At 42.0% G+C, this 26,387-nt stretch carries 18 protein-coding genes; 12 read left to right on the forward strand and 6 right to left on the reverse strand.

What is annotated here, in order from left to right:
• Window positions 1–11 precede the first annotated feature (11 nt).
• The 11 genes from fucP to HMPREF9010_RS00895 all read left to right on the forward strand — a co-directional run bounded on the left by fucP (window position 12) and on the right by HMPREF9010_RS00895 (window position 16,165).
• Window positions 12–1,322 (forward strand): L-fucose:H+ symporter permease, encoded by a 1,311-nt coding sequence (fucP, locus tag HMPREF9010_RS00945; protein ID WP_008651791.1) that lies wholly within the window; start codon window positions 12–14, stop codon window positions 1,320–1,322.
• Between the two features lie 242 nt (window positions 1,323–1,564).
• A complete protein-coding gene (locus tag HMPREF9010_RS00940) occupies window positions 1,565–2,116 on the forward strand; it encodes an RNA polymerase sigma-70 factor (protein ID WP_008651793.1) in 552 nt (183 codons plus the stop codon).
• Window positions 2,117–2,172: 56 nt separating this feature from the next.
• Window positions 2,173–3,159: a FecR family protein gene (locus HMPREF9010_RS00935; RefSeq protein WP_004308082.1), complete on the forward strand. Its 987-nt coding sequence runs from the start codon at window positions 2,173–2,175 to the stop codon at window positions 3,157–3,159.
• A gap of 144 nt (window positions 3,160–3,303) precedes the next feature.
• Window positions 3,304–6,642, forward strand: coding sequence for a TonB-dependent receptor (locus tag HMPREF9010_RS00930; protein ID WP_008651795.1), 3,339 nt, complete (start codon window positions 3,304–3,306; stop codon window positions 6,640–6,642).
• A 16-nt stretch (window positions 6,643–6,658) separates the two neighbouring features.
• Complete coding sequence (locus tag HMPREF9010_RS00925; RefSeq protein WP_032846870.1) at window positions 6,659–8,242, forward strand: RagB/SusD family nutrient uptake outer membrane protein; 1,584 nt, start codon at window positions 6,659–6,661, stop codon at window positions 8,240–8,242.
• 24 nt (window positions 8,243–8,266) lie between these two features.
• Complete coding sequence (locus HMPREF9010_RS00920; protein WP_032852978.1) at window positions 8,267–9,301, forward strand: glycoside hydrolase family 18; 1,035 nt, start codon at window positions 8,267–8,269, stop codon at window positions 9,299–9,301.
• Between the two features lie 14 nt (window positions 9,302–9,315).
• The gene (locus HMPREF9010_RS00915; protein ID WP_004317800.1) at window positions 9,316–10,551 is read left to right on the forward strand and encodes a DUF1735 and LamG domain-containing protein; all 1,236 of its coding nucleotides are present in this window, start codon (window positions 9,316–9,318) and stop codon (window positions 10,549–10,551) included.
• A 27-nt stretch (window positions 10,552–10,578) separates the two neighbouring features.
• Window positions 10,579–12,132: a BT_3987 domain-containing protein gene (locus HMPREF9010_RS00910; protein ID WP_004317799.1), complete on the forward strand. Its 1,554-nt coding sequence runs from the start codon at window positions 10,579–10,581 to the stop codon at window positions 12,130–12,132.
• Between the two features lie 685 nt (window positions 12,133–12,817).
• A complete protein-coding gene (locus tag HMPREF9010_RS00905) occupies window positions 12,818–14,515 on the forward strand; it encodes a response regulator transcription factor (protein ID WP_004300188.1) in 1,698 nt (565 codons plus the stop codon).
• Window positions 14,516–14,688: 173 nt separating this feature from the next.
• Complete coding sequence (locus tag HMPREF9010_RS00900; protein WP_004325670.1) at window positions 14,689–15,348, forward strand: DUF4840 domain-containing protein; 660 nt, start codon at window positions 14,689–14,691, stop codon at window positions 15,346–15,348.
• A gap of 124 nt (window positions 15,349–15,472) precedes the next feature.
• The gene (locus tag HMPREF9010_RS00895) at window positions 15,473–16,165 is read left to right on the forward strand and encodes a DNA alkylation repair protein (RefSeq protein WP_022199559.1); all 693 of its coding nucleotides are present in this window, start codon (window positions 15,473–15,475) and stop codon (window positions 16,163–16,165) included.
• A 120-nt stretch (window positions 16,166–16,285) separates the two neighbouring features.
• Here the strand turns inward: HMPREF9010_RS00895 and HMPREF9010_RS00890 are convergent, their stop codons facing one another.
• The 4 genes from HMPREF9010_RS00890 to potA are packed head-to-tail and all read right to left on the reverse strand — an operon-like array spanning window position 16,286 to window position 20,641.
• Entirely contained in the window at window positions 16,286–17,617 is a 1,332-nt protein-coding gene (locus tag HMPREF9010_RS00890) for an ABC transporter substrate-binding protein (protein ID WP_008776543.1), read from the reverse strand.
• Between the two features lie 32 nt (window positions 17,618–17,649).
• Window positions 17,650–18,444 carry an ABC transporter permease gene (locus HMPREF9010_RS00885; protein WP_004297655.1) on the reverse strand — a complete coding sequence of 265 codons (795 nt, stop codon included), beginning with the start codon at window positions 18,442–18,444 and terminating at the stop codon, window positions 17,650–17,652.
• Complete coding sequence (locus HMPREF9010_RS00880) at window positions 18,438–19,238, reverse strand: ABC transporter permease (protein ID WP_004308090.1); 801 nt, start codon at window positions 19,236–19,238, stop codon at window positions 18,438–18,440. The genes HMPREF9010_RS00885 and HMPREF9010_RS00880 overlap by 7 nt, the downstream gene beginning before the upstream one ends.
• An 11-nt stretch (window positions 19,239–19,249) precedes the next feature.
• Window positions 19,250–20,641 carry a polyamine ABC transporter ATP-binding protein gene (gene potA / locus HMPREF9010_RS00875; RefSeq protein ID WP_004297652.1) on the reverse strand — a complete coding sequence of 464 codons (1,392 nt, stop codon included), beginning with the start codon at window positions 20,639–20,641 and terminating at the stop codon, window positions 19,250–19,252.
• Between the two features lie 138 nt (window positions 20,642–20,779).
• Between potA and HMPREF9010_RS00870 the strand changes: the two genes are divergently transcribed.
• Window positions 20,780–21,883, forward strand: a complete 1,104-nt coding sequence (locus HMPREF9010_RS00870) for a TlpA disulfide reductase family protein (RefSeq protein ID WP_008651808.1) — start codon at window positions 20,780–20,782, stop codon at window positions 21,881–21,883.
• Window positions 21,884–22,093: 210 nt separating this feature from the next.
• Here HMPREF9010_RS00870 and HMPREF9010_RS00865 read toward each other — a convergent pair whose 3' ends face one another.
• Together HMPREF9010_RS00865 and HMPREF9010_RS00860 are read right to left on the reverse strand one after the other, a co-directional pair.
• On the reverse strand, window positions 22,094–24,658 hold the full coding sequence (locus HMPREF9010_RS00865; RefSeq protein WP_004297649.1) for a glycosyltransferase family 1 protein: 2,565 nt from the start codon (window positions 24,656–24,658) through the stop codon (window positions 22,094–22,096).
• A gap of 37 nt (window positions 24,659–24,695) precedes the next feature.
• On the reverse strand, window positions 24,696–26,357 hold the full coding sequence (locus HMPREF9010_RS00860) for a glycogen/starch synthase (protein ID WP_004297648.1): 1,662 nt from the start codon (window positions 26,355–26,357) through the stop codon (window positions 24,696–24,698).
• Window positions 26,358–26,387 lie beyond the last annotated feature (30 nt).

Below are 26,387 nucleotides of genomic sequence, written 5' to 3' on the forward strand. Positions count from 1 at the left end.
CAGAAACAACCATGAAACACACCAAGCAGTCCATCATTTCGAAAGATGGCATCAGTTATCTTATACCTTTTATTCTCATTACCTCCTGTTTTGCGTTATGGGGATTTGCCAATGACATTACCAATCCGATGGTAAAGGCATTCTCTAAAATCTTCCGGATGAGTGCCACCGACGGGGCATTGGTACAGGTTGCCTTCTATGGAGGCTACTTTGCAATGGCTTTCCCGGCTGCCATCTTCATCCGCAAATATTCCTACAAAGCAGGTGTTTTGTTAGGACTGGGTATGTATGCTTTCGGAGCCTTCTTATTCTTCCCCGCCAAAATGACGGGTGAGTACTATCCGTTTCTGATTGCTTATTTTATTCTGACCTGCGGATTATCTTTCCTCGAAACAAGCTGCAATCCGTATATTCTTTCCATGGGAACGGAAGAAACAGCTACCCGGCGATTGAACCTTGCACAGTCTTTCAACCCGATGGGGTCACTTCTCGGAATGTATGTAGCCATGCAGTTCATTCAAGCGAAATTGCATCCGATGTGTACCGAAGACCGCGCATTGCTTAACGACTGCGAATTTCAAGCAATCAAAGAAAGCGACCTTAGCGTCCTGATTGCTCCTTATCTCATTATCGGACTGATTATCGTAGCCATGTTGCTTCTGATACGATTCGTCAAGATGCCTAAGAATGGAGATCAGAATCATAGAATAGACTTCTTCCCTACACTGAAACGTATTTTCACCCAAACGCGTTATCGTGAAGGTGTGATTGCCCAATTTTTCTATGTAGGTGCACAAATTATGTGCTGGACTTTCATCATTCAGTATGGAACACGCTTGTTCATGTCACAAGGTATGGACGAGAAAAGTGCGGAAGTACTATCTCAACAATATAATATCATAGCAATGGTGATATTCTGTATTAGCCGTTTTATCTGTACGTTCATTCTGCGCTATCTCAATGCGGGTAAATTGCTGATGATTCTTGCTATCTTTGGAGGTATTTTCACTTTAGGTGTAATCTTCCTTCAAAATATCTTCGGAATGTATTGTCTGGTAGCAGTATCGGCTTGTATGTCATTGATGTTCCCTACCATCTACGGTATTGCCTTGAAAGGTATGGGAGATGATGCGAAGTTCGGAGCTGCCGGCCTTATTATGGCTATCCTGGGAGGTTCTGTTCTTCCACCGCTACAGGCAAGCATCATTGATTTGGAACAAATAGCGTGGTTACCGGCTGTCAATGTTTCATTTATTCTTCCGTTCATCTGTTTTCTTGTAATTATCGGCTACGGTTACCGCACAGTGAAAAGAAACTGGTAAAATACATATCTAAAAATAGTGACGGTATCACATTGGTATACCGTCACCATCTCACTCGAATAGTGACGCCATCCCTACTGGATAGCGTCACTATTTTTTTCCTTTTCACAGTTAAGAGTTCATAAAAACACAGAACTTGAAGTCGTTTTTTTAGTTTCCTTTTTCGCATACTAATCTTGGCTTCTTAGTATTGTTGAATTATTTACATACATTTGTCTCATACCAACAGACCTGATAAACCTATGAGCCAAAGCCAAGACCCTATTCATCTAGCCCGCCAATTCGAAATTATATTTACCACGCACTATTCCGCTGTTAAATATTTCGCTATAAACTTGCTCAAATCTGAAGAGGACGCAGAAGATATCATTCAGGATGTGTTCGCTAAATTATGGACACAACCGGAGGTCTGGCTGGAAAACAAAGACATAGGCCAGTATATCTACGCCATGACTAAAAACACAACTTTCAATTTCATCAAACGCAAAAGACTGGAACAATCCTATCAGGAACAATTATCGCAGAAATATCTAATCGAAGACTTACTAAAATCCGAAGATACTCTCGACCCTATCTATTATAAAGAAGCACTATTAATCATCCGCCTAATTCTCGACCGCCTTCCCGAACACCGCAGAAAAGTTTTTGAAATGAGCCGCATCAACAATATGAGTAATATGGAGATAGCACAAGCACTCAATATTTCCGTACGAACTGTGGAACACCAAATCTATCTGACCCTGCTCGAAATAAAAAAAACTATTTTTATTGCATTTTTCTTGTGTTTCTTTTAAGTAATCCCCCATTTTCGATTGTGCTAATAGTGTAACCACTAAAAAGAACAGCGCAAATGAGGAACTTTTTTCAGAAAATACTGATATTATTTACCGGCAATAACTATCCGGAAGCTACCCAAAATGAATTCTATCAATGGCTGGTAGATGAGGATCATGCATCCCAGAAAGAAGATGCTTTGAGAGAGCTATGGAACAAAGCGCAACGGCAAAAAAACGTGAAAGGAATGCAGAAGTCTTACGAGCGCCTGAAAAAACAGGAAGGTATTCCAACCGTACCCAAAGAGAGAAGAATTCGCCCAATACATATATGGCAATCCGCAGCCGCTATCTTATTCCTCCTGCTTGCCTCTTCGGTCTATCTATCGACTGTAGGCACAAAAGCGGAAACCGACTTGTTACAGCAATATATTCCGATAGCAGAAATGAGAAGTTTGACGCTGCCCGACGGAACAAAAGTGCAACTCAACTCGAAAAGTACACTTTTATATCCGCAGGAGTTTACCGGAGATAGTCGTAGTGTATTCCTGTTAGGCGAAGCCAACTTCAAGGTTAAGCCGGACAAGAAACGTCCGTTTATCGTGAAATCCAATGATTTACAGATTACTGCTTTAGGTACGGAATTTAATGTATCTGCCTACCCTGAAAGCCAGGAAATAGCAACGACCCTCATTTCAGGCAGTATCCGTGTAGATTATAACAATCTGACAACAAGTGTCATTCTCCATCCCAACGAACAGTTTGCCTATAACAGAAACAATAAGAAATATGATCTCTCCAATCCGGATATGGACGATGTGACAGCCTGGCAACGCGGAGAACTGGTTCTGCAAAAGATGACGCTGACGGACATCATCAACGTATTGGAGCGAAAATATCCTTATGCCTTTGTATATAGTATCAAGAACCTCAAAAACGACAGGTTCAGTTTTCGTTTCAAGGACAACGCACCACTCGAAGAAGTGATGGAAATCATCGTGAACGTGGTCGGACAAATGGACTATAGAATAGTAGAAGACAAGTGCTATCTGACAAGAATATAACTTTTTAACCTTATATGCCATGCAAAAAAATACCCGGAACAGAGGCCTCACTCCGTCCCGGATATGAAATCTGAATTCCCAATATTAGAGTTTACTCTACAAATTACCTCGAAATAATTTAGTCAATAACCTAATACTAAGAAAATGCTACAAATTTATAAATTTATAGTAGACAAGAAGACAAAGGGAAGAAGTTTTATGCTTTTTTTCTGTTTGATGCTCGCCACAACAGTTTCCCTTGCACAAAATGGCGCTAAAATCACTATTAAAAAGAATAGTATATCTGTGATTGAAGCACTAAAAGAAGTTGAAAGACAATCCGGCATGTCCGTAGGCTACAACGATTCCCAACTGAAAAACAAACCGGCCATCACCCTCAATATAGAGGCGGCTTCGTTGGAAAATGCGCTCGCTCAAATTCTCAAAGGTACAGGTTTCACCTATCAACTGAAAGAGAAATATATCATGATTATTCCGGAACAAAAGAAAGAAAGCAACCCGACCAAAAAGATCACCGGTAAGGTAGTTGATGAAAACAACGATCCCTTGATCGGAGTGAACATCAAAGTGGAAGGCACTGCCGCCGGATCTATCACAGACATCGACGGGAACTTCCTGATCGAAGCTTCCACCGGAAATACACTGACATTTACTTATATCGGTTATACTTCAGGAAGCATTAAAGTCACCAACCAGAATAATTACCGCATTCAACTGACAGCCGATACGCAACAGCTATCGGAAGTTGTAGTAACTGCTCTCGGCATCAAACGCGAGCAAAAAGCATTGAGCTACAACGTCCAGCAAATCGGAGCAGACAAGATGCCGGAAATAAAAGACGCCAACTTTATCAACAGTTTGAGCGGAAAGGCTGCCGGCGTTGTCATTAATGCTTCTTCTTCCGGTGTGGGAGGTGCCAGTAAAGTGGTGATGCGTGGTACAAAGTCTATCGAGCAGAGCAGTAATGCGCTATACGTCATTGACGGTATTCCGATGTATAACTTCGGCGGTGGAGGCGGTACTGAATTTGACTCCAAAGGTGCTACGGAAGCCATTGCGGATATTAATCCCGACGATATTGAAAGCATCTCTTTCCTGACAGGTGCGGCAGCAGCCGCAATGTATGGCAGCAACGCTGCCAACGGCGCTATTGTAGTGACTACCAAGCGGGGACAGATAGGAAAACTGTCGGCTACTTTCTCAAGCAGCATGGAATTTATGAACCCATTTGTATTGCCCAAGTTTCAGAATCGGTATGGAACCGGTACACGGGGCGATGCGGAAGGTTCTCCCATATTAAGTTGGGGGCCTAAACTGAATCCGGCCAACCAAACAGGATATGAACCCACCGACTTCTTTGATACGGGAGCGGCTTACAGCAACTCCATCACCCTCTCGACAGGTACGGACAAGAACCAAACGTTCTTTTCTGCCGCAGCAGTCAATTCAGAAGGAATGATTCCGAACAATAGGTACAACCGATATAATTTCACATTTCGCAATACGACTCATTTCCTGAATGACAAGATGAAATTGGATGTAGGAGCCAGTTATATCATACAAAATGACCGCAACATGACCAATCAGGGAGTTTATTCCAATCCATTGGTTTCGGCTTACCTGTTTCCACGGGGCGATGACTTTTCTCTAGTAAAAGCCTTCGAACGTTATGACGAAGCACGTAAAATCAATGTGGCTTACTGGCCGCAAGGTGAAGGGGATTTGCGTATGCAGAATCCTTACTGGATTGCTTACCGGAACGTCCGCACGAATGAGAAAAAGCGTTATATGCTGAATGCCGGACTGACATACGACATTTTGGACTGGCTGAATGTATCGGCACGTATCCGCGTGGATAACACCGACAATACTTATCAGCAAAAGCTATACGCAAGTACGATCTCTACACTGACCGAAGGTAGTACCCAGGGACATTACACCATCCAAAAGGTGAACGAAACACAGACGTATGCCGACTTCATGGTGAATATCAATAAACGCATTGACGACTTCACGGTAGTAGTCAATGCCGGTACTTCATTGAGCGACAACTCCAGTGATTTACTGGGTTACGGTGGTCCGATTCGCGACACGGGAGTGCCCAACGTATTCAATGTATTTGATTTGGACAACGCCAAGAAACGGGCAACACAGGAGGGTTGGGAAGAAATGACGCAGTCTATTTTTGCCAGTGCGGAAATAGGATGGAAAAGCATGCTGTACCTGACGTTGACCGGACGTAACGACTGGGCTTCCCAGTTGAAAGGCTCGAATCCTACTTCTTTCTTCTATCCATCGGTAGGTCTTTCGGCAGTAATCAGCGAAATGGTGACATTACCCAAAGCGATTGATTACCTGAAAGTACGCGGGTCATTCAGTTCTGTGGGTACCCCCTACCCGCGTTTTCTGGTACAACCGACTTACAGCTATGACCCTACCAAACAGGACTGGAACGCCAAAACCCATTATCCTATCGGCAAACTGAAACCGGAACGTACCGACTCCTGGGAAATAGGTGTGGACGGAACTTTCTTCAAGGATTTCAAAGTCAGTGGTTCATTCTACTATGCCAATACCTATAACCAGACATTCGACCCGAAAATCACCGTGTCTTCCGGCTATTCGACTCTTTATGTGCAAACCGGTTATGTACGCAATCTCGGTGTCGAGGGGCTACTCTCTTACGGACATACATGGCGCGACTTCGGATGGAACTGTAATTTCACTTTCTCCTGGAATAAAAACAAAATTGTGGAGTTGGTTAAGGACTATGTGCATCCCGAAACCGGAGAAATCGTCAACAAAGACCGCCTTGAACTAAAAGGACTGGGATATACCAAATTTATCCTGAAAGAAGGAGGCACACTGGGAGACCTGTACACGAATGCCGACTTCATACGTGACGATAAAGGATATATCCAGATAGACAAAAATGGGGATGTCGCCAAAACGGATAATCTACCTGACATCAAATTAGGCAGCGTATTTCCTAAAGCAAACCTGGCATGGAACAACAGCTTTTCTTACAAAGGTATTTATGCGGGATTCCAATTAAGTGCCCGCCTGGGAGGTATTGTTTATTCAGCCACACAGGCTGCTCTCGACCAATATGGCGTATCCGAAGCATCTGCTGCCGCCCGTGACCGTGGCGGAGTACTCGTCAACGGACGTAGCTGGGTGAACGCACAGCAGTATTACGAGATTGTAGCTACCTCAAGCGGGCTGCCGCAATATTATACGTATAGTGCCACAAATCTGCGTTTGCAGGAAGCGCACATCGGATACACCATCCCCCGCAAATGGTTGGGTAATATCTGCGACATCAACGTCTCTGTAGTGGGACGTAACCTGTGGATGATTTATTGCAAAGCACCTTTCGACCCGGAAGCGATTGCTACAACAAACAATTTCTATCAGGGAATCGACTACTTCATGATGCCCAGTACACGCAATTTTGGTTTTAATGTAAAGATTAACTTCTAAAACTATGAATACTCAAATGAAAGAATACAGAAAAGCAACCCTCCGACTGGCATACCTGCTAACGCTGATGCTATGGACGGGAAGTTGTATCGATATGGATATCAATCGTAATCCTTACGAGACAACGCAGGATGAACTGATGCGCGAAAACCATATCATCGGCTCGTCTCTAAAGAGCATGGAAGCATTGGTGGTCCCCACACAAGAGCATCTTTATCAATTTGTGGAAGCGATGTGCGGAGGAGCCTACGGGCGTTATTTTGGAGAGACTCGTGTGGGTTGGACTGAAAAATACTCGACTTATAATCCCAAGTCGGACTGGCTGAAGGCTTCGTTCTCCGATCCTATCTCGGAAATGTATCCTTCCTACCGGGATATTATCAACCGTACCAATGACCCCGTTGCACTGGCATTCGCCAAGATTCTGCGAGTCGCTATCATGCACCGGTCTACGGATATGTTCGGGCCGATTCCCTATACCAAAGTATTGGGAGATAAAACGGAAGGTGACGGCCTTAGTGCTCCTTATGACTCTCAAGAGGAGGTTTATGTGGCTATGTTCAAGGAATTGGAAGAAGCAGATGAAGCTCTGAAGGAGAATCTAGGTCTAAGTGCGGAAGGATTTAAGAAACTGGATAATCTTTATTATGGAGATGTGCGGAAATGGTATAAATACCTTCACTCGTTACAGCTTCGCATGGCCATGCGTATCGTTTATGTGAAACCGGAACTGGCCAGGGAAATAGCCGAGAAAGCCGTAGCCGCAGGTGTGATAGAGAACAATGAGGACAACGCGCAACTGCATGTGGAGGAGAATCGTTCGGCTCTCTGTTTCAATGATTGGAAGGATTACCGGATAGCTGCGGAAATCGTTTCCTATATGCAGGGATATAACGATCCGCGTTTGGAAAAATACTTCACCCAGGGAAAGTATCAGGATGATACCGATTACTATGGGCTACGCATTGGTATTCTTCCTTCCAAAGTGACGGACGACGAGTTGATACAAACCTATTCCAACCGTTTGATGACTGCCAATGATACGTATATGTGGATGACTGCCGCCGAGGTCACGTTCCTTCGCGCCGAAGGTGCCCTGCGGGGATGGGCAATGAGCGGAGATGCCCAACAGCTATATGAGAAGGCGATCACCCTTTCCTTTGAGCAATGGGGCGCAAGCGGAGCAAGCGGATACTCCCAGAATAAAGCATTGGTGCCAGGGGCTTACAAAGACCCGAGAGGTACATACAGCGCCCAATCTCCGAGCAGCATCACCATTGCCTGGAACGAGGACAAGGAGAATACCCGTTTCGAAGAAAACCTGGAACGTATCATTACTCAAAAATGGATTGCCATGTTTCCTCTGGGCATTGAAGCCTGGTGCGAACATCGCCGCACAGGGTATCCTAAATTCCTTCCGATAATGGACAACAAGGGAGTGGGAATCACTAACCTGACACTGGGAATACGACGTCTCTCCTATCCTGCTGAAGAATATCAGCTGAATGCGGAAAATATGCTCGGTGCCCTGCGAAAGCTCAATGGAGAAGATAACGGCGCTACCCGCTTATGGTGGGACTGCAATCCGAATGTAAAATAATGTGGAACTTAAACCCAAGATACAATGAAACAGAATTCATTCATAAGTGTCATATTGACCGTAGCCTGCTCACTGATGTTCGTTGCCTGTAGCGACTGGACAGAACCGACACCGGTTGATTACAACCCTATATTTCCCGACGAACAAGACCCCAGCTTGCATGAAAAATACGAGCAAAGTCTGAAAGAATACAAAAACCGGAAGCATACGTTAATGTTAATACGTTTTGCCAACAATCCGGGTACGACATTGGGCGAACAGGATTTCTTGCGTTCCTTGCCCGATAGCGTAGATTTTGTGGTGCTGACCAACGCTGATAATCTGTCCGTTTATGATAAGGAAGACATATCCAAACTCAAACGGACTGGCACCAAATTTCTCTATTACAAGAATTTATCCGAATTCTACGACCAATGCGAAGAAACAGAAAACCTGGAAGAATTCAAAACGAAAATGAATGCGGCATTGAAAAACGGGGAGAGTGATGAATTTGACGGTTATTATGTGCAGTTTGGTCGTGCCGGAAGTATGATGCATGTCGATTTCTTCAATGAGGTAACGACGGCTATCCGGGAAAAACTTGCCGCTATCGGCGGTCCGAAAGCTAATAATGGAAAGTTGGTTTTCTTTGATGGCATCGTCACATTTACAGTGGATTATAGCGGAAGATACGAAGAGCCGTTCATCGATTTGGTAGACTATTTCGTGGATGGGCAAATTGTGTTGCTTGAAAGCTCACTCGAAATAAAACTGAATATGAGCCAACCTGTAGGTTTCTATGGGAAAATGCCCAAAGAGAAAGTGATAACGACAGCCACTCCTCCGACCGATGACGGTAAAACCGGTATCATCAGCCGGGAAGATTTGGATGTTATACAAACCTCGGAAGGGATGGCCTACATCATCAATCATTTCATCACAGGACTGGGTAACAATGGTCCGCTGGCAGGAGTTTCTATCTACAATGCCAATGAAGATTATCTCGCCACCGATGGGGTGACTAACTACCGCCGTATACGTGATGCTATCCAAAAACTGAACCCATCACCGATTAATTAATGAAAGGAGGAACTATGAAACGATATAAAATAATCATCTCTCTGGCTGCAATCATCTGCGGACTGATGATTGCCTGTGACAATACGGATTACAGCAATAAAGCACCATTCGACAACATGGTCTATATCAAGGAAGCCAGTAACAGCAATTCAGAAAGAGTGACTTTCCGAAATACGCTGAATGAACAGAAACGTGCCTTCAGCGCCAAGTTGACTTACCCGGCAGGAAAAGACATCGTAGTGAAGCTGAAAGCGGATCCCGGACTGATAAACGAATTCAATGCCCGGCACGGGACTGATTATGGAATGCTGGATAGTAAATATTATAGCCTGTCGAACAGCGAACTGATTATCAAAGCCGAAAAGAGTGAATCATTGATTGATACGATCTATTTTAATAACCTGTTAGATCTGGAGATTGATAAAACTTATCTGGTTCCGCTCACCATCTCTGAAACGTCGGGTGGCGTTCATCTATTGAACGGTTCGAAAACATTGTTCTATCTGGTGCGCCGTTCAAGCGCTATCACGGTAGCCGCCAACCTGAAAGACAATTATCTGGAAGTGCCTACTTTCCTCGACGAAGAGAAAAATGCCTGTCTGAAAGAATTAGGTCAGATTACCATGGAAGCACTGGTATATGTAGAGGACTTTACATACAGCGGACCAAGCAATACGGCCGGTGCATCGGATATCAGTACGATCATGGGAGTAGAACAGCATTTCTTAATGCGTATAGGTGATACAAGTTTCCCACGCCAACAGTTGCAGATGCAGGGACCGGACGGAGTCAAATTCCCCGCCGCCGACAGGGCTAAGTCACTGAATGCAATGACATGGTATCATATAGCGCTGGTGTACAACGCCAAGGAACATTTTATTGCCTATTATGTGAACGGACAACTGCAAAGTCAGGATATCTCTTATGGAAAAGGAGCTACTGTGGATATCTGTGGAACGCCGGATTGCGAATTCCAGATAGGACGCTCTTATGAAGATGAGCTACGGCAACTCAACGGTAACATCGCAGAGATACGTATCTGGAACACTTGCCGTACGAAAGAGGAAATCTGGACGAATATGTATAAAGTGGAAGATCCTGAAAACGAAGAAAGCCTGCTTGCTTACTGGAAATTTAATGAAGGTGAGGGAAACATCGTCAAGGACCATTCGAAACACGGATTCGATGCAGTATCTGCCGAACCTCTTGTGTGGCCGACGGGAATCGAAATTCCACAAATCAACAAGTAATCATTCACTTTAAAGATAACCATGGACATGAAAAGAAATATAAACTTCAAAAATGTTCTCTGCATGGCTGCCATTACATTAGTAACCGGCATGCTAGGAGGCTGCGAAGATAATTCCATTGCCACTCCCGTAGGTAAATTACCTAACGAGACGGCTTTAGACAATAACTTTGGCATGCTAAAATGTGATATGACAACCAGTGACCTGGAAATCACCATGACCAATACCAAGACTCCCGATTTTGCATTCTTCTACCAAACGGTGAAGCCGGTGGCACAGGACACCCGAATCACAATGAAAATCGACCTCGACTTAGTAGACAAATACAATGAAGAACACGGTACGGAATACCGGAAAATGTCTACTATCAGCATTGAGGGCATCAGTAACGATGGTGCAATGACTATTAAGGCAGGAGATACAATGTCGGATACTATCATGGTACGCCTGAATCCGCTAGGCACATTGCATGATTATTCTTTGCTCCCTATTACCGTAGAACTACCGGAAGAAAGCGGAATTCGTCCGTCACGGGATAGTAATGAAATCTATTACAAGATTTATTATAAACGCTCTACTTATCCGTGGTTGAGCCCGATGAAGGCTGATATGAAAAAGTACAAGATGGTAGGGTTTATTGATGGCGAAAAAGTCAACGCCTCCATTGCCAAAGAATTTATCATGGTATTATATGATAATGAAACATTCGGTCCCGGACATTATGAGTTATGGGAAACGTCGTGGTATGCCTATTTATATGACATCATTAATGTGAATGCCGCAACACTGGGATATGCGAATGGAAAAGTGACTCTGAACCAATCAGCCAATTTCAAAAAGCAGTTAAGCAATATGTCGTCACTCTCCAGCTATGGTATAAAGCGTTGCGTCACCCTTAAAGCAGAAGGGACCGGCTTGGGATTCTGCAACCTGACAGATGAGCAGATTACAGCCTTTGTAGCGGAAGTCAAGAAGCTCGCCAACTACCGTGTAGATGGCATTAATCTCATGGACGAAGGTGCCGAATATGGTATAAACGGACATCCGGCTGCCAATGCGACCTCGTATCCGAAACTCATCAAAGCACTACGGGAATCTTTAGGCAAGACCAAACTGATTACAGTTACCATAACGGGTGATCCGGCCGGTTCACTAGCCTCCGAGGCTGCGGGTATCAGAGCAGGTGAATATATTGATTATGCCTGGACATGGGTAAATACCAAAATTATGAATCCATGGGAGGATAGCTCGATTGAAAAACCAATAGCAGGACTGGACAAATCTCAATATGGCGGTTTCAGCACCGACGAATATACGTTCGATTATGAAAATGACGAATCGTATCCGGAAACGTTACGAGAAAAGTTATATGACAAAGGTCTTGGCAAACTTTACATAATGCGTAATATCCCTTTCTGGTCGGACGCACTGGAAGCAACACCATATCATGCTAACATAAATGCAGGGGCAGCAGCCTTTTATAGAGTGGAAGGAGGCCATAAATATGAACCGGACATCAACTATTTGCATAATGGTAAATACAAGGATATGAAAGGGGATAAAAACTATTACGAGATGTAGAATTATCAATTAAACAGGGGAGGAAAAACAAATCCTTTCCTTACTAACAGGAGCTTATGCGCCTATTATCAGTAAAATAATATAACCGGAATTTTAACCATCTATTTGGTTAAAGTTCCGGTTTCACTATTTCCACCAAATATCATCAATTAAAATAATACAAAAACACAACACTTATCACCTACAAAACAACACCAAACAATAACAATACACCATTTGCCAATAACTCATCATTTATTTATTATACCAAATCATTACTTTTACTCCGCAAAAACAAACTATATTTCAATAAAGAAAATATGTTTACTTTACCTTAGGAATTACATATGAAAAAGCATATTGTGATACTGATAGCCCCAAAAGATTACAGTATCAAATACAAGATACGCCCACCACCGTCAAAGAATCTCTATTTAGTATTATATATTCAGAAAAAATGATCTATTAATTATTGTCACTTGGAGGAAATAGATATTCCTTAAAGAATGATTCAAGACGTAAGGATTTAAATCTGCATACGGAACTCGCTTTCTTAATATTGACCTTCAAAGAACAAATAATTTTGAGATTAGACTGTTTGAGTTTAGTAATGCCCTAAATCACACTCGTTGTGCATTTTCTCATCCCCCCTCAACTAAAAAGGAACAGAGGTATACAGTCCAAGTGACCTCAACAAAAAATAAATATGAAATACTTAATGATAACGTCACTATTTGTCTCTATTATAGATGCAAATATCTTTCACCAGTCTCACTTCTTCTTACTACTTACAGCCGGAGGAATTTCATTATATTGGCTCTTATCTCATTTTCTTACCCTCCATAAGGAAATCAAAATCTTAAAAGAAGAGCACCAATATTTCATGGATTCTTTTCAAAGCATTCGCAACCCTATCACACTCGTTCATACCCCTCTAAGAGCTGCTTGTGATGATAGTTGCCCCGAAGACATAAAGAAAATGTTATCACTAGTCATTCGTAATATAGACTGTCTTGATGAACACCTAACCAAATTAATGAATCTGCGACATCTGCTTATCTACTCCAAACAGATGGATATTGCCGAATATGAACTGGGAAACTTCATTAATAACAGAGTCCATTCATTGAAAAATTTCGCTACGGACAAGCGGATTAAGTTAGAAATAAAAACAGAGTTTAATTATGCCAGCGTTTGGTTCGATCAAAGTAAAATCTCTCCCATCATTGATAAATTCATAAAAAACGCAATAGAACATTCGAAACCTGAAGATAAAAGGATTATCTTTTCAATTTCTTCTAATTCCGAACACTGGGAACTTAAAACGTTCGATGCCAACAAGGGCAAATTGCTAACATGTTATAGGCGCCAAAAGTATCACTTGATTAAACCTAAACATAAATCAGAGTTCAAATATGCATTTGCCAAAAGTGTACTCTGCAAAAAATTAATGAAACTATGTGATGGGAATATTCTTATCAATCATTCAACCCACACTGTCTCACTAAGATTTCCTACAACAAATTCAGAAAGAAAGGTATCCGGATATAATATCATACACTCCGCAAAAAAGTCGGAAGAAAGAAAGACTGATACTTCATTGGGTAAGATTGCTCATAAAAAAAGTTCAATCAAGCCTACTGTTGTTCTCGCTGACAGTAATGAAGAATTCAAGTCTTATTTGGAAGAATGTTTATCAAAGGATTTTGATGTGAAAAGTTTCGGGAATGGCTCTGAAGCTTTAGAATGTATAAAAGAGAAATATCCTGATTTAGTGATTTGCGACCTTATGCTGCATGGAATGTATGGCTATGAACTGTCATCAAGACTAAAGACATCAGGAGAAACATCCGTTATTCCTATCATCCTTTACGGTTCACGTATAGATATAGGACAACGCAACAAAAGAGAAAGTTCCCTGGCCGACATCTTTTTATATGTGCCTTTCCACATCGAAGATTTAAAGATAGAAATGAATGTGCTTATCAAAAACAACCGTTCTCTAAGAAGATCATTCTTGCAGACAGTTTTCGGAAAGCAGTTCTTGGAAAAGGAAGAAGAGAAAGTTTTAGATGATAGTAATTACACATTCATCAATCAAGTAAAAGAATTTATTCTAAAAAATATAGATAAGGAAAATCTGACGATAGATGAAATTGCCTCTGAACTGTATATGAGCAGAACTGCTTTCTTTAATAAATGGAAAGCACTGACGGGAGAAGCACCGAAGTATTTTATTTATCGTATTCGTATGGAAAAAGCACGTGAGTTATTGGAGAGTGGAAAATACTCTGTCCAAGTTATTCCTGAAATGATTGGATTGAAAAATCTTAAGAATTTCCGCCATAAATACAAAGAGTATTTCGGGATAACTCCAAGCAAGTCCATTACGAAAAAGCTATAAAATAAAAAGAATATTTTATAATTGAAGATCCCATGAACAGGGATCTTCATGGCAATACTCATATAAAAAAAATATTCTATTTTTATTTCCTTATGCAGTATTTCACAAGTACCGGCATTTACTTTATGTACGTACACCTTAATTTTGAAATTAATAATCTAATTTAAAACAGTATGAAAATTATAACTGAAATAAAAAAAACTTGTTGTTTTAATCGTTTTGCTTTCTTAGTAATGTCATTAGGCCTGATAGCCACTTTTACAGCATGTAGTAGTGATGACGATTCTGATATTCCCGTATATTCACTTAAAGATGTGGAAGGTAATTATTCCGGTAATATGCTGACAGAAACTGCTCCATCCGTCAATCCACAAAACTATTCCTTCAAAGAAGAACAGCCGCAAGGAGCCACAGTTACCGCTGAAGTAAAAGACAATCAGATTATGATAAAAAAACTTCCAGTTGACGATCTGATTAAAAGTATTGTCGGTGAAGAAATAGGCGAAATTATCATTGAGACTTTGGGTGATATCAATTACAACATTCCTTATACTGCAGCCTTTAATGATGATAGCAAAGGCTCCATTCTACTTCAATTAAAACCTGAACCTTTGGAAATAAAATACACGATCCCTACCCAAGTACAAACAGAGGGAGAGGAAGCTCCTCAAATTACTGTAAAAGTAACTATAGAAGCGGAAGAAAAGGGTCAATATACATATAAAGATAAAAAACTCACCTTTGTAATCAAAGCCACCCAAGTGGAAGTAGAAGGAGAGCCGCTTGAAAACTTTTCGGTTACCACATTCAGTTTCGACATGGTCAAAAAGTAACTGATCGGATAAACTTTCCCAACGTATTTTCATTATGATGGGAATTACCTCCAAAAAGAGTATGCCTGCACACAGCGCGCATACTCTTTTTTTATACCTTTGTGAAATAACCAACGATATGAAAATGACTACAACTGAAAATATCCGGAAAGAATTACAAACATTAGCAGATTCCAAATATCAGGAATTTCATTCTTCCCTCCTCCCGGGAGCAAACAACATTCTCGGCGTACGCATCCCCCAACTGCGGACAATGGCCAAAGAAATTATTAAGAAAGAAGACTGGCGTACATTTGTCGAATCAACCGATACGATTTATTATGAAGAAACAATGCTTCAGGGAATGATTATCGGACTGGCAAAAATGGAACTTGAAGAACAAATGAAATACGTAACGATGTTCATTCCCCGTATAGATAATTGGGCTGTATGCGACATATTCTGCAGTGAACTGAAAACTTCTGTGAAAAAAGGAAAAGAAAACGTATGGCAATTTATCCAACCCTATCTGAAATCCTCTAAAGAATTTGAAATACGTTTCGGAATTGTGATGCTTTTCCATTATGTAGATGACGCGCATATCGATTCGTTACTGAAATATGCCGACTCATTCAATCATGATGCCTATTATGCACGCATGGCTATGGCATGGATGATATCATTGTGTTTTATCAAATTTCCCCAAAAGACAATGGAGTATCTGAAACATAGCACACTGGATAACTGGACTTACAACAAGGCACTGCAAAAAACAATTGAGTCATTCCGGGTAGATAAGGACACCAAGGACATTCTCCGAGAAATGAAAAGACGATAAATACCAAGCACGGCGAACATCCTGCCATCAGCATTCTGTTCACCGTGCTTCTTATTTCTTACCGTAGATACCGCTTTTATTTTCCACCTAATTTATTTTTGTTTGCAATCCGGAGAAACACTAATTCCTCCTGACCTTTTTCCTTCTGCTTCTACGTCTTTGTTGTTTCTGACGATTATAACGCTGCCACTTCTTATAAATCATCCAACCACTCATCAATGCAACAACGACGAAAATAAGAATAGTGATACCCACTCCCAAATTATCTCCTTTAATACGCGACCAAATATCAAGAACTTCTTTTGTCTTATCGCCAAAATCACGAATCATGGCACATCGTTCCACCACCTTACGATCCGGATATTGTATTTTATCAATCTGCACGCTGTCTGCACCCGGTCCGAAAAAGTAACTTAAATCGGAATAATAATGAAGAGTGGTGTCTATCTTCTCTTCCAGTATTTCGGGAGTAGCTATGGAACTTACATATCCGCAGAAATCCATATTCCGCAAGGCTATATCCGGACGACACATAAAGTTGATAAAATAACTAGCCGCTTCCGGATTTCTGGCATATTTCGGGATCACCCAACCGTCATACCAGATATTACTTCCTTCTTCGGGAACTTCATAATCCAAATCCACTCCTACCGCATTGGCCTCTTCAATCGCCCAGATTGCATCACCGCTCCAAGTCATATTCAGCCAAGCTTTATTTTTCGTCATCATTTCCTTGCCAAAGTCCGCTTCCCAGCCAGCAATGTTCGGTTTCAAGGCTTTTAAGTATTTTTCAGCCAACTCCATCGCACGTGGAGAATAGTCGTTCATCAACTCTTCCACTGTTACCGTTCCCTCCTTCAGTTCCTTTGCATGCGCATAAATCACGGCTGTTCCATAAGCATCACGATAACTATCCTTCATCAGGATCTTTCCGGCATACTTTTTATTCCAAAGGCAATCCCAGGACAGGGCTACCGAATCGGGCACATAAGCCCGGTTATACAGAATACCTGCCGTCCCCCACATATAACATACAGCATAGCGGCTGGCTTTTTCACCCGGCTGACTCAATTTATTAATCTGCTTACGAATAAATGGAGCCACATTATTCATGTAATTGGGAGAATGTGCGAAATTCGTGTCGATAGGTAGCAACAAATGCTTCTTCAGCATACGCTCGATGATGTATTCCGAAGGACAAACAACATCAAAATCTTCATGCCCCTTTTCAATTTTCGTCAACATGATTTCGTTGATATCGAATGTCTGGTAAACGATACGGATATTCTCACCGGTCTGTTCTTTATAATATGCCTGGAAATCCTCAAGTACACCTTCGCCGATGTAATCCGCCCAGTTGTAGATTTTAAGAACCCGCTCACGAGGTTCACCGGAATTATAACACCCGGTCAAAGCCAATAAGAGCAGGATAGCAGGAATTATTCTTTTCATATTATTTACGTAGTAGCACATTTGATAGTCTATTAATCTTTTTTCTTCGTTTTTCCTGCCCGGTAATTGATTACAACCAATAACGCCAGTACCACGACAAAAATGATAGCCGAAAGCGGACGAAGTTCCGGGGTCAAACCTCCCTTGCGGGCATCGGCGTAGATATAAGTAGAAAGCGTTTCCAAACCTTGATTACCGATAGTGAATACAGTTACGGCAAAATCATCAATGGATAGTGTCAGTGCAAGCATAAAGCCGCTAATCATTCCCGGACGAATCTCCGGAATTATGACTTTCCACAAGGCCTGCATAGGAGTAGCTCCCAAGTCGAGGGCAGCTTCATAAATATTCGGATTCATCTGCTTCAAACGGGGCAATACACTTAAAACAACGTACGGGGTACAAAAAGTAATATGAGCAAGCACTACGGTTGTGTAGCCTTGTGTGATCCCCAGAGATACAAACAAAAGGAACAAGGATATACCGGTGATAATATCACCATTCAGAATAGGAATGCTGTTCACAAATCCGATCGCTTTGCGTGAACGGGCTTTCAGATTGAATATACCGATAGCAGCGATGCTTCCTAATAACGTAGATGCTGTTGCAGCCAGTAGAGCGATAGTGATCGTATTAATCAATGCATTCATCAAAGAATGATGAGCACCGGTAGTGAATAACGAAGAATAAAGTTTGGTAGAAAATCCCGTCCAGTTACCCAACACTTTCGCCTCTGTAAATGAGTAGATCACAATAATCACGATCGGAGAATAAAGCAAGAGCAGCAATATCCACAAATAAGTCTGTGCAAATATCTTCTTTACCATAGCCCGCCTCCTTCATTTGAGTTTTCCTTATCATCGGTGCTGAACAGGGAAGTAGCAGCTATCAATAGCAACATAATGAGCGAAAGTGCCGCTCCATAGTTCCACATACTGTTATTGATATTTTCCTGAATCGTCGTACCAAAGAGTTTGATGTTATTCATCGTCAGCAACTCGGCAATGGCAAATGTCGATATAGTCGGCATGAACACCATCATGATACCACTCATCACCCCCGGCATGGAAAGCGGAAGGACTGCTTTCAGAAAGACTTGCACAGGATTGGCTCCCAAGTCTTGCGCCGCCTCGATATAGCTATGATCCATCTTCTGCAAAGTATTGTAGATAGGATAAATCATGAAAGGGATAAAGTTGTATACCATACCGAATATCAACGCTCCCTCGCCCAACGGCACACTGAAAAAGTCGAATAAGGCAACAGTAGCAAGGGTACGCACCAGAATATTTACCCACATCGGCAAAATAAACAGTACGACCATCGTCTTGGAACGGTTCAGCTTGCTGTTACTCAATATCCAGGCAGCAGGATAACCCAGTAAAATACAAACAAGGGTGGTAATAATGGCAATGCCAATCGAATAGACAAAGGTATTGATTGCTTCGGGATGTTCGAAGAACTTCTGAAAATTGGCGAGTGTCAAATGGCCGCTATCATCGGTAAAGGCATATACGACAATTAAGAACAACGGTATAATCACAAAGATCGCCGAAAAAATAATGTAAGGGAGAGTCCAACTCTTACGTGATGACAAAAAGACTATAAACCTCTTATTCACTTCCTTTCCTGTTAATCGGTTATTTTAACTATACGAATAGCATCTGGAGGGATGGTAATACCTACACGGTCACCGTCATCCCATACATCGTTCGTATCTACAAATACATTCTCGTCCCAATCTGACAATACAGTCAGATGATAATGGTCACCCTTGTAAAGGATGAATTTCACCTCACCCGTCAGCGTTCCGTCTTCTTCATTATCCTGAAGAATCACTTTTTCAAAGTCTACTTCCACTTTGACATTCGTATCGAAAGCGATTCCTTCCACCGGAACACATTCAAAGTTACAGCCCAGGAATTCCACATGAGTAGCATCCAGCAATTTTCCTTCGAATGTATTGCAAACACGCTCTTTCTTCATAATATGAATATCGAAAGGCTTCACCAACAGACCGACTTCAGCCCCTACTTCAAAATGATGGTAATCCTGCACCAAGAATTCATATCCGCCGCACAACACCGTCATTTCATAATGCACTCCTTTAAAAATAGAAGTCTCTACCACTCCTACTAACTGTGCCATTTCCGAAACGGGGAAAATATAAAGATCCTCCGGACGAATGACTACGTCCACCGGAACATTCTCGCCAAATCCTTCATCCACACATTCAAACTCCGTACCGCAAAAACGTACGAGTTTATCATGAATCATGGTACCGTTGAGGATATTGCTTTCTCCGATAAAGTCCGCAACAAAAGCATTGATAGGTTCATTATAAATATCAATCGGCGTACCGATCTGCTGAATCTTTCCTTCACTCATCACGACAATCGTGTCACTTAACGTAAGTGCCTCCTCCTGATCGTGAGTGACGTACACAAACGTGATTCCCAAAGATTTATGCATTTCTTTGAGCTCCATTTGCATATCCTTACGCATTTTCAGATCGAGCGCTGCCAGCGGTTCATCCAACAACAGCACTTCCGGCTCATTCACGATGGCGCGGGCAATAGCTACACGTTGTTGCTGACCACCGGAAAGAGAATCCACATCGCGGTATTCATAATCCGTCATGCCTACCATTTTCAAAGCAGCTTTCACCTTCTTCTCAATGGTCTGTTTCGGTGTTTTTTTCAGTTTCAGGCCGAAAGCGATGTTATCATACACATTTAAGTGCGGGAACAAGGCATATTTCTGAAATACCGTATTCACCGGACGCTTATGGGGAGGAGTTTGTGTTATTTCCATCCCCGAAATTCGGATTTCGCCTTCCGAAGCTGTCTGAAAACCAGCAATGAGACGCAACAACGTGGTTTTACCGCAACCGGAAGGACCAAGGATAGTCACAAACTCGCCCTTTTTCACGTTCAGAGTCACATCATCCAATGCTGTTTTATCGCCAAAGTACTTCGATACATGGCTCACCTCAATGATGGATTTATCTTCTTGCATATTCATACTAAAGTTTGGGCTGCAAAGGTACACATTTCTGCGGTTTCCACCTACGTGTTAATCTAATATAACAGTGTTTTTCGATGCCCGACAGAAAAAAAATCTATCTTTGCATAAATATTTATTCACCAATTTTACAAAAGCATGAAAAAGTTTACTTATTTAGTTATTGCAACGGCAGCGTTAAGCATGGTAGCTTGTACTGGCGGAAACAAAGCCGGATACACTATTACAGGCACAGTAGAAGGTGCAAGCGATAGTGACACCGTTTATCTTCAGGAAGCCAATGGTAGAAATCTGACCAAACTAGATACAGCCGTTATCACCAAAGGTACTTTTACCTTTGAAGGCACACAAGACTCTGTGGTTAGCCGTTATGTCACTTGTGAAGTGAACGGAGAACCGTTGATGATCGACTTCTTCCTGGAAAACGGAAAAATCAACGTTGCCCTGACCAAGGATAATGACGCTGTTACCGGTACTCCCAACAACGATGCATACCAGGAAATCAGAGCTCAAATCAATGACATCAGCAAAAAAATGAATGCCATTTATGAGGCAATGGGTAATACATCTTTAAGTGATGAGCAGAAAGAGGCCAAACAAAAAGAAGGTGCTCAGCTGGAAGAACAATATGACAAAGCAATCAAAGAAGGCGTACAAAAGAATATCACCAACCCGGTTGGAGTATTCTTGTTTAAACAAACTTTCTACAATAACTCTACGGACGAAAATGAAGCTTTGTTGCAACAAATTCCTGCGAATTTCCAGAATGACGAAACAATCGTAAGAATCAAAGAGATGACTGACAAGCAGAAAAAGACTGCTGTAGGTACTCAATTTGTTGATTTCGAAATGCAGACTCCGGAAGGAAAGACAGTGAAGTTGTCTGATTATGTAGGCAAAGGAAAAGTGGTATTGGTTGACTTCTGGGCTAGCTGGTGCGGTCCTTGCCGTCGCGAAATGCCTAACCTAGTAGAAACATACGCTAAGTACAAAGGCAAAAACTTCGAAATCGTAGGTGTATCTCTCGATCAGGATGGTGCTGCATGGAAAGAAGCAATCAAGAAACTAGACATGACTTGGCCGCAAATGTCCGACCTGAAATTCTGGCAAAGTGAAGGTGCACAGCTTTATGCTGTAAACAGCATTCCTCACACTGTATTGATCGATGGTAGCGGTAAGATTATTGCTCGCGGTCTGCACGGAGAAGAACTTCAAGCTAAAATTGCAGAAGCTGTAAAATAACAAATCCAAAGAAAGGCTTTTCCAAAGGCCTTGAAATTTATACAAGACTGTCTCAAATAGAAAATGAGACAGTCTTTTTTATTTGCGAGACTTTACGCCTCACTCTCCAAACAGATAAAAAATTCAGCCCCTGTCATTCTCAAAGAATACAGGGGCTGAATGTATGTATGAAAGTGAGGGAGATATACTCCCCTACTTTTACTCAAGCAATTAGATAAACCAACGTACGTAGCAGAAGTCCTGACGGTGTGGAAGTTCCGGATTCTTCGGGAACATACGGTAAGACACCTTGAAACTACCTGCATTTGACAAGCTGTGTTTAACCTGGAATGTATACAAGTCGCCTTCTTTCTTGACTACACTGAACGGTTCTACAGAATAAACATGTTGTTTTCCGTCTGCAGTTGTGTAAGTAGTAACCAATTCAAGTCCCACTGCATCATTCAAGCCTTTTTCATCGATAACGTAAGTAATAGTATATTCTTTTCCGCTTTCGATATCACCATTCTTCAGCTCTTCTACCTTGTCACAAGATACGATTTCAATAGAATCCCATTTAGCAACCACATCTTCTTTCCAAGCTGCGATTTCTTTTGCTTTTGCATTATCGTTAGCAGCCAAAGTCTGGAAACGTTTTGCCAGTTTGCAATAGAACTTGCTATAGTAATCATCCAACTGACGCTTCATGGTATAATGAGGAGCAATCTGTGCGATAGAATTCTTCACCACTTTGATCCAGCCTTCAGAATATCCCTTCTTATTACGTGCATAATACAACGGAAGGATTTCAGTTTCAAGAATACTGTAAATAGTAGCAGCATCCAGCTGATCCTGATGTTCCTGATTCTGGTAAGTACGTTTTTCAGTCAACGCCCAACCTGCACCTTCACGGTAACCTTCCAGCCACCATCCGTCTAATACGGAGAAATTGACAACACCGTTCATCAAAGCTTTTTCACCAGATGTACCGGATGCTTCCAACGGACGAGTCGGAGTATTCAACCAGATATCAACGCCGGAAACCAGACGACGAGCCAGTTGCATATCGTAATTCTCGAGGAAGATAATCTTACCCAGGAATTCCGGACGACGAGAGATTTCAATGATACGCTTAATCAAGCCCTGGCCTGCTCCATCGTGCGGGTGAGCTTTACCTGTAAACAGGAATTGTACCGGATAATCAGGATTGTTCACGATCTTAGAAAGACGATCCAAGTCGGTGAACAGCAAGTGTGCACGTTTGTAAGTAGCAAAACGACGGCCGAAACCAATCAGCAATGCGTTCGGATTGATCTTATCCATCAGTGAAACGATACGAGAAGGATCTCCCTGGTTCTTCAACCATGTATCGCGGAATGACTTACGGATATAGTCAACCAACTTATTCTTCATAGTCATACGAGTCTTCCAAATCTCTTCATCGGGCACATTGTAGATAGCTTCCCAAATCTTAGGATTAGACTGATCGAACCAGAAGTTTTCGTTGAAATATTTAAAGTATAATTCTTTCCATTCTGTTGCACTCCAAGTTGGGAAGTGAACACCATTCGTTACATATCCTACGTGGCTTTCTTCCGGGAAATAACCTTTCCAGATAGAAGAGAACATTTCTTGAGAAACTTTTCCGTGCAGCCAGCTTACACCGTTCACTTCCTGTGAAGTGTTACAAGCAAAAACAGACATACAGAAACGTTCGCCCTTGTCGCCCGGATTGTTACGTCCTAGATCCATCAAGTCATCCCATGAGATACCCATTCTGGAAGGATAACCACCCATATATTTGCCGAACAAACCTTCGTCAAAATAGTCGTGACCTGCAGGCACCGGAGTATGAACAGTATAAAGAGAAGAAGCGCGAACCAACTCAATAGCCTGGTCGAAAGTCAATCCAGTAGCTACATAGTCGCAGATACGCTGAACATTAATCAATGCAGCATGTCCTTCATTACAGTGATAAACATCTTTCTTGATACCCAGAGCTTTCAGAGTCAGGATACCACCGATACCCAACAAGATTTCCTGTTTCAAACGGTTTTCCCAGTCACCACCATAAAGCTGGTGAGTGATAGGACGGTCGAATTCGCTGTTCATTTCATTATCCGTATCAAGCAGATACAAAGAAATACGTCCAACATTCACACGCCATACGTTTGCATGAACAAAATAATCAAGATAAGGAACGTCAACTATCAACGGCTGACCATTGGCATCCATTACGCGTTCAATAGGAAGTTGACCGAAGTTCTGTGCCTCGTAGTTGGCAATCTGCTGTCCATCCATAGACAACGTTTGAGTAAAGTAGCCGTAACGATACAAGAAACCTACCGCACACAAATCAACATTGCTGTCGGAAGCCTCTTTCAGATAGTCACCAGCCAATACGCCCAGACCACCGGAATATATTTTCAGGACGCTGCTCAAGCCATATTCCATGCTGAAATAAGCTATAGATGGGCGTTGCTCATCCGGCTTCACATCCATGTAATCTCTGAATTTCGTATAAACTTCATTCATTCTTCTTAGAATCACCTTGTCTTTTGCCAGCGCTTCCAGCTTCTCATAGCTCATACGTTCCAACAACAGTACTGGATTCTGTCCACATTCTTTCCAAAGTTCCGGATCTAGATCTCTAAACAGTTCAGTCGCTTCAAAATTCCATGCCCACCAAATGTTGCGTGCGATTTCAGACAACTTCTCCAACTCTTCCGGTATACGTGATTTCACAGTAACCTCTTTCCAGTTGGGAGTATTCACATTACTAACTTTGATTTTCATAATGTTTTCGTTTACTTATTGATAAATAATTTCTTTCTTAACTCAACTGACGTATCCTTGCCTTACGCAAAGCGATATCATAAGCTTCATAATAATATTGTATAAAGTGCTTCCATAAAGCCTGCTCTGCAACTTCAGCAGCACGCTTACGGATTTCCTTCACCTCTTTATCAGTCTTATCCGCAAACAACGTAATCGTATCTTTGATACCATCCGCCACTTCCGAATAATTATAGTCCGAACGATGCAGCACTTCCACTCCATCATTAATGCCATGCTGGTTCTTCAGGCTGTTTACCCAAAGTCCGAATCCTGCCAGATCCGTAGTGATTGTCGGCACATGGAAAGCTACACTTTCCAGCGGAGTATATCCCCACGGTTCGTAATAAGAAGCATAGACACTCAAATCCTGCCCCAGCAATATATCATAATATTCTTTATTCATGATACCATCACGACCATCCAGATAACAAGGAACAAAAATCACCTTTACCTTATCTTCCGGACGATTGCCCATTCCCAGATATTTCAACATGTCCAACACCTGGTCATGAGTCATATTATGCAGCCAATGAGTGATAAACGGTACTTCGAGGGGAGTGTCGAACTTATCTTTGCTCTTCAAACGTGCCTGCAAATCCTCGCGAGGCTCTCCCACCCAACCGGGTACATTGATGAATGCCAACACATTCTTATGTAGTTTCTTATCCCTGTTCAAGCGGTTTAATGATTCCAAAAAAACATCAATACCTTTATTCTTAAACTCATATCGCCCACTGGTTCCGACAATTAACGTATCATCACCCAGATTTGTTCCCAATAATTTATTGGCAACACTAAGCATCAAGGTACGTGCGCGCTTACGCTTGCCGGTAAACGTGCTTCCTTTCGGCACAAAATCATCTTCAAAACCGTTCATCAGAACAACATCTGCCGGTTTATCCAGTAATTCCTTGCATTCATTATTGGTTATTTCACTCACCGTAGTAAAACAGTCTACATAATGTGCAGTCTGTTTCTCAATCGAGTGTTTCGATTGCATGTTCAGTTCCTGTGCCATCTGGTCGCCATTATAAGCAAACAGATAGTCATACAACGGCTTATTATTGCCGGCAATGGAACGACCGATAGACGTAGCATGGGTCGTAAAAATAGTAGCAACCTCCGGCACAGCTTCCTGTACATAAAGTGCTCCCATTCCAGTCATCCATTCATGTGCCTGATATACCACCTTATCCGTTTCCGTCAGGTTGTAGCGATAGAAACTCTCCACCACTCTTCCTGCGGCATAGGAAAACATAGAAGCCTCGTCGTAATCGCCATAGGCGTGCAACGAATCTACTTGATAACGATTCCACATTTCTGTGTATATATCGTCTTTCTTTTCAAAAAAAGGTTGGAAATCAACAAGAATGACTATGGGTTCACCGGGGATATTCCATCGTCCCACACGGACAGAAAGTTCGTCTTTCTCAAGCGCATGCTCTTTCCAGGCAGCACATAGGTTATCCGACTCGATGAATAGAGGGTTCTCCTTTCCTTGCCACACATCAGGACCTATGAAGAAAATTCTGTCGCGGAATTTTTCCTGTAATGTATTTGCCCGTGTCGACAAGACGGTATATATCCCTCCCACTTTATTACATACTTCCCAGCTGGACTCGAAGATATAATCGGGGGTTAATAAATCTTTTACCATATAATATATTAAAACTCTTTTTAGTATGCG

The sequence above is a fragment of the Bacteroides sp. 3_1_23 genome, from assembly GCF_000162555.1.
Taxonomy (GTDB): Bacteria; Bacteroidota; Bacteroidia; order Bacteroidales; family Bacteroidaceae; genus Bacteroides; species Bacteroides ovatus.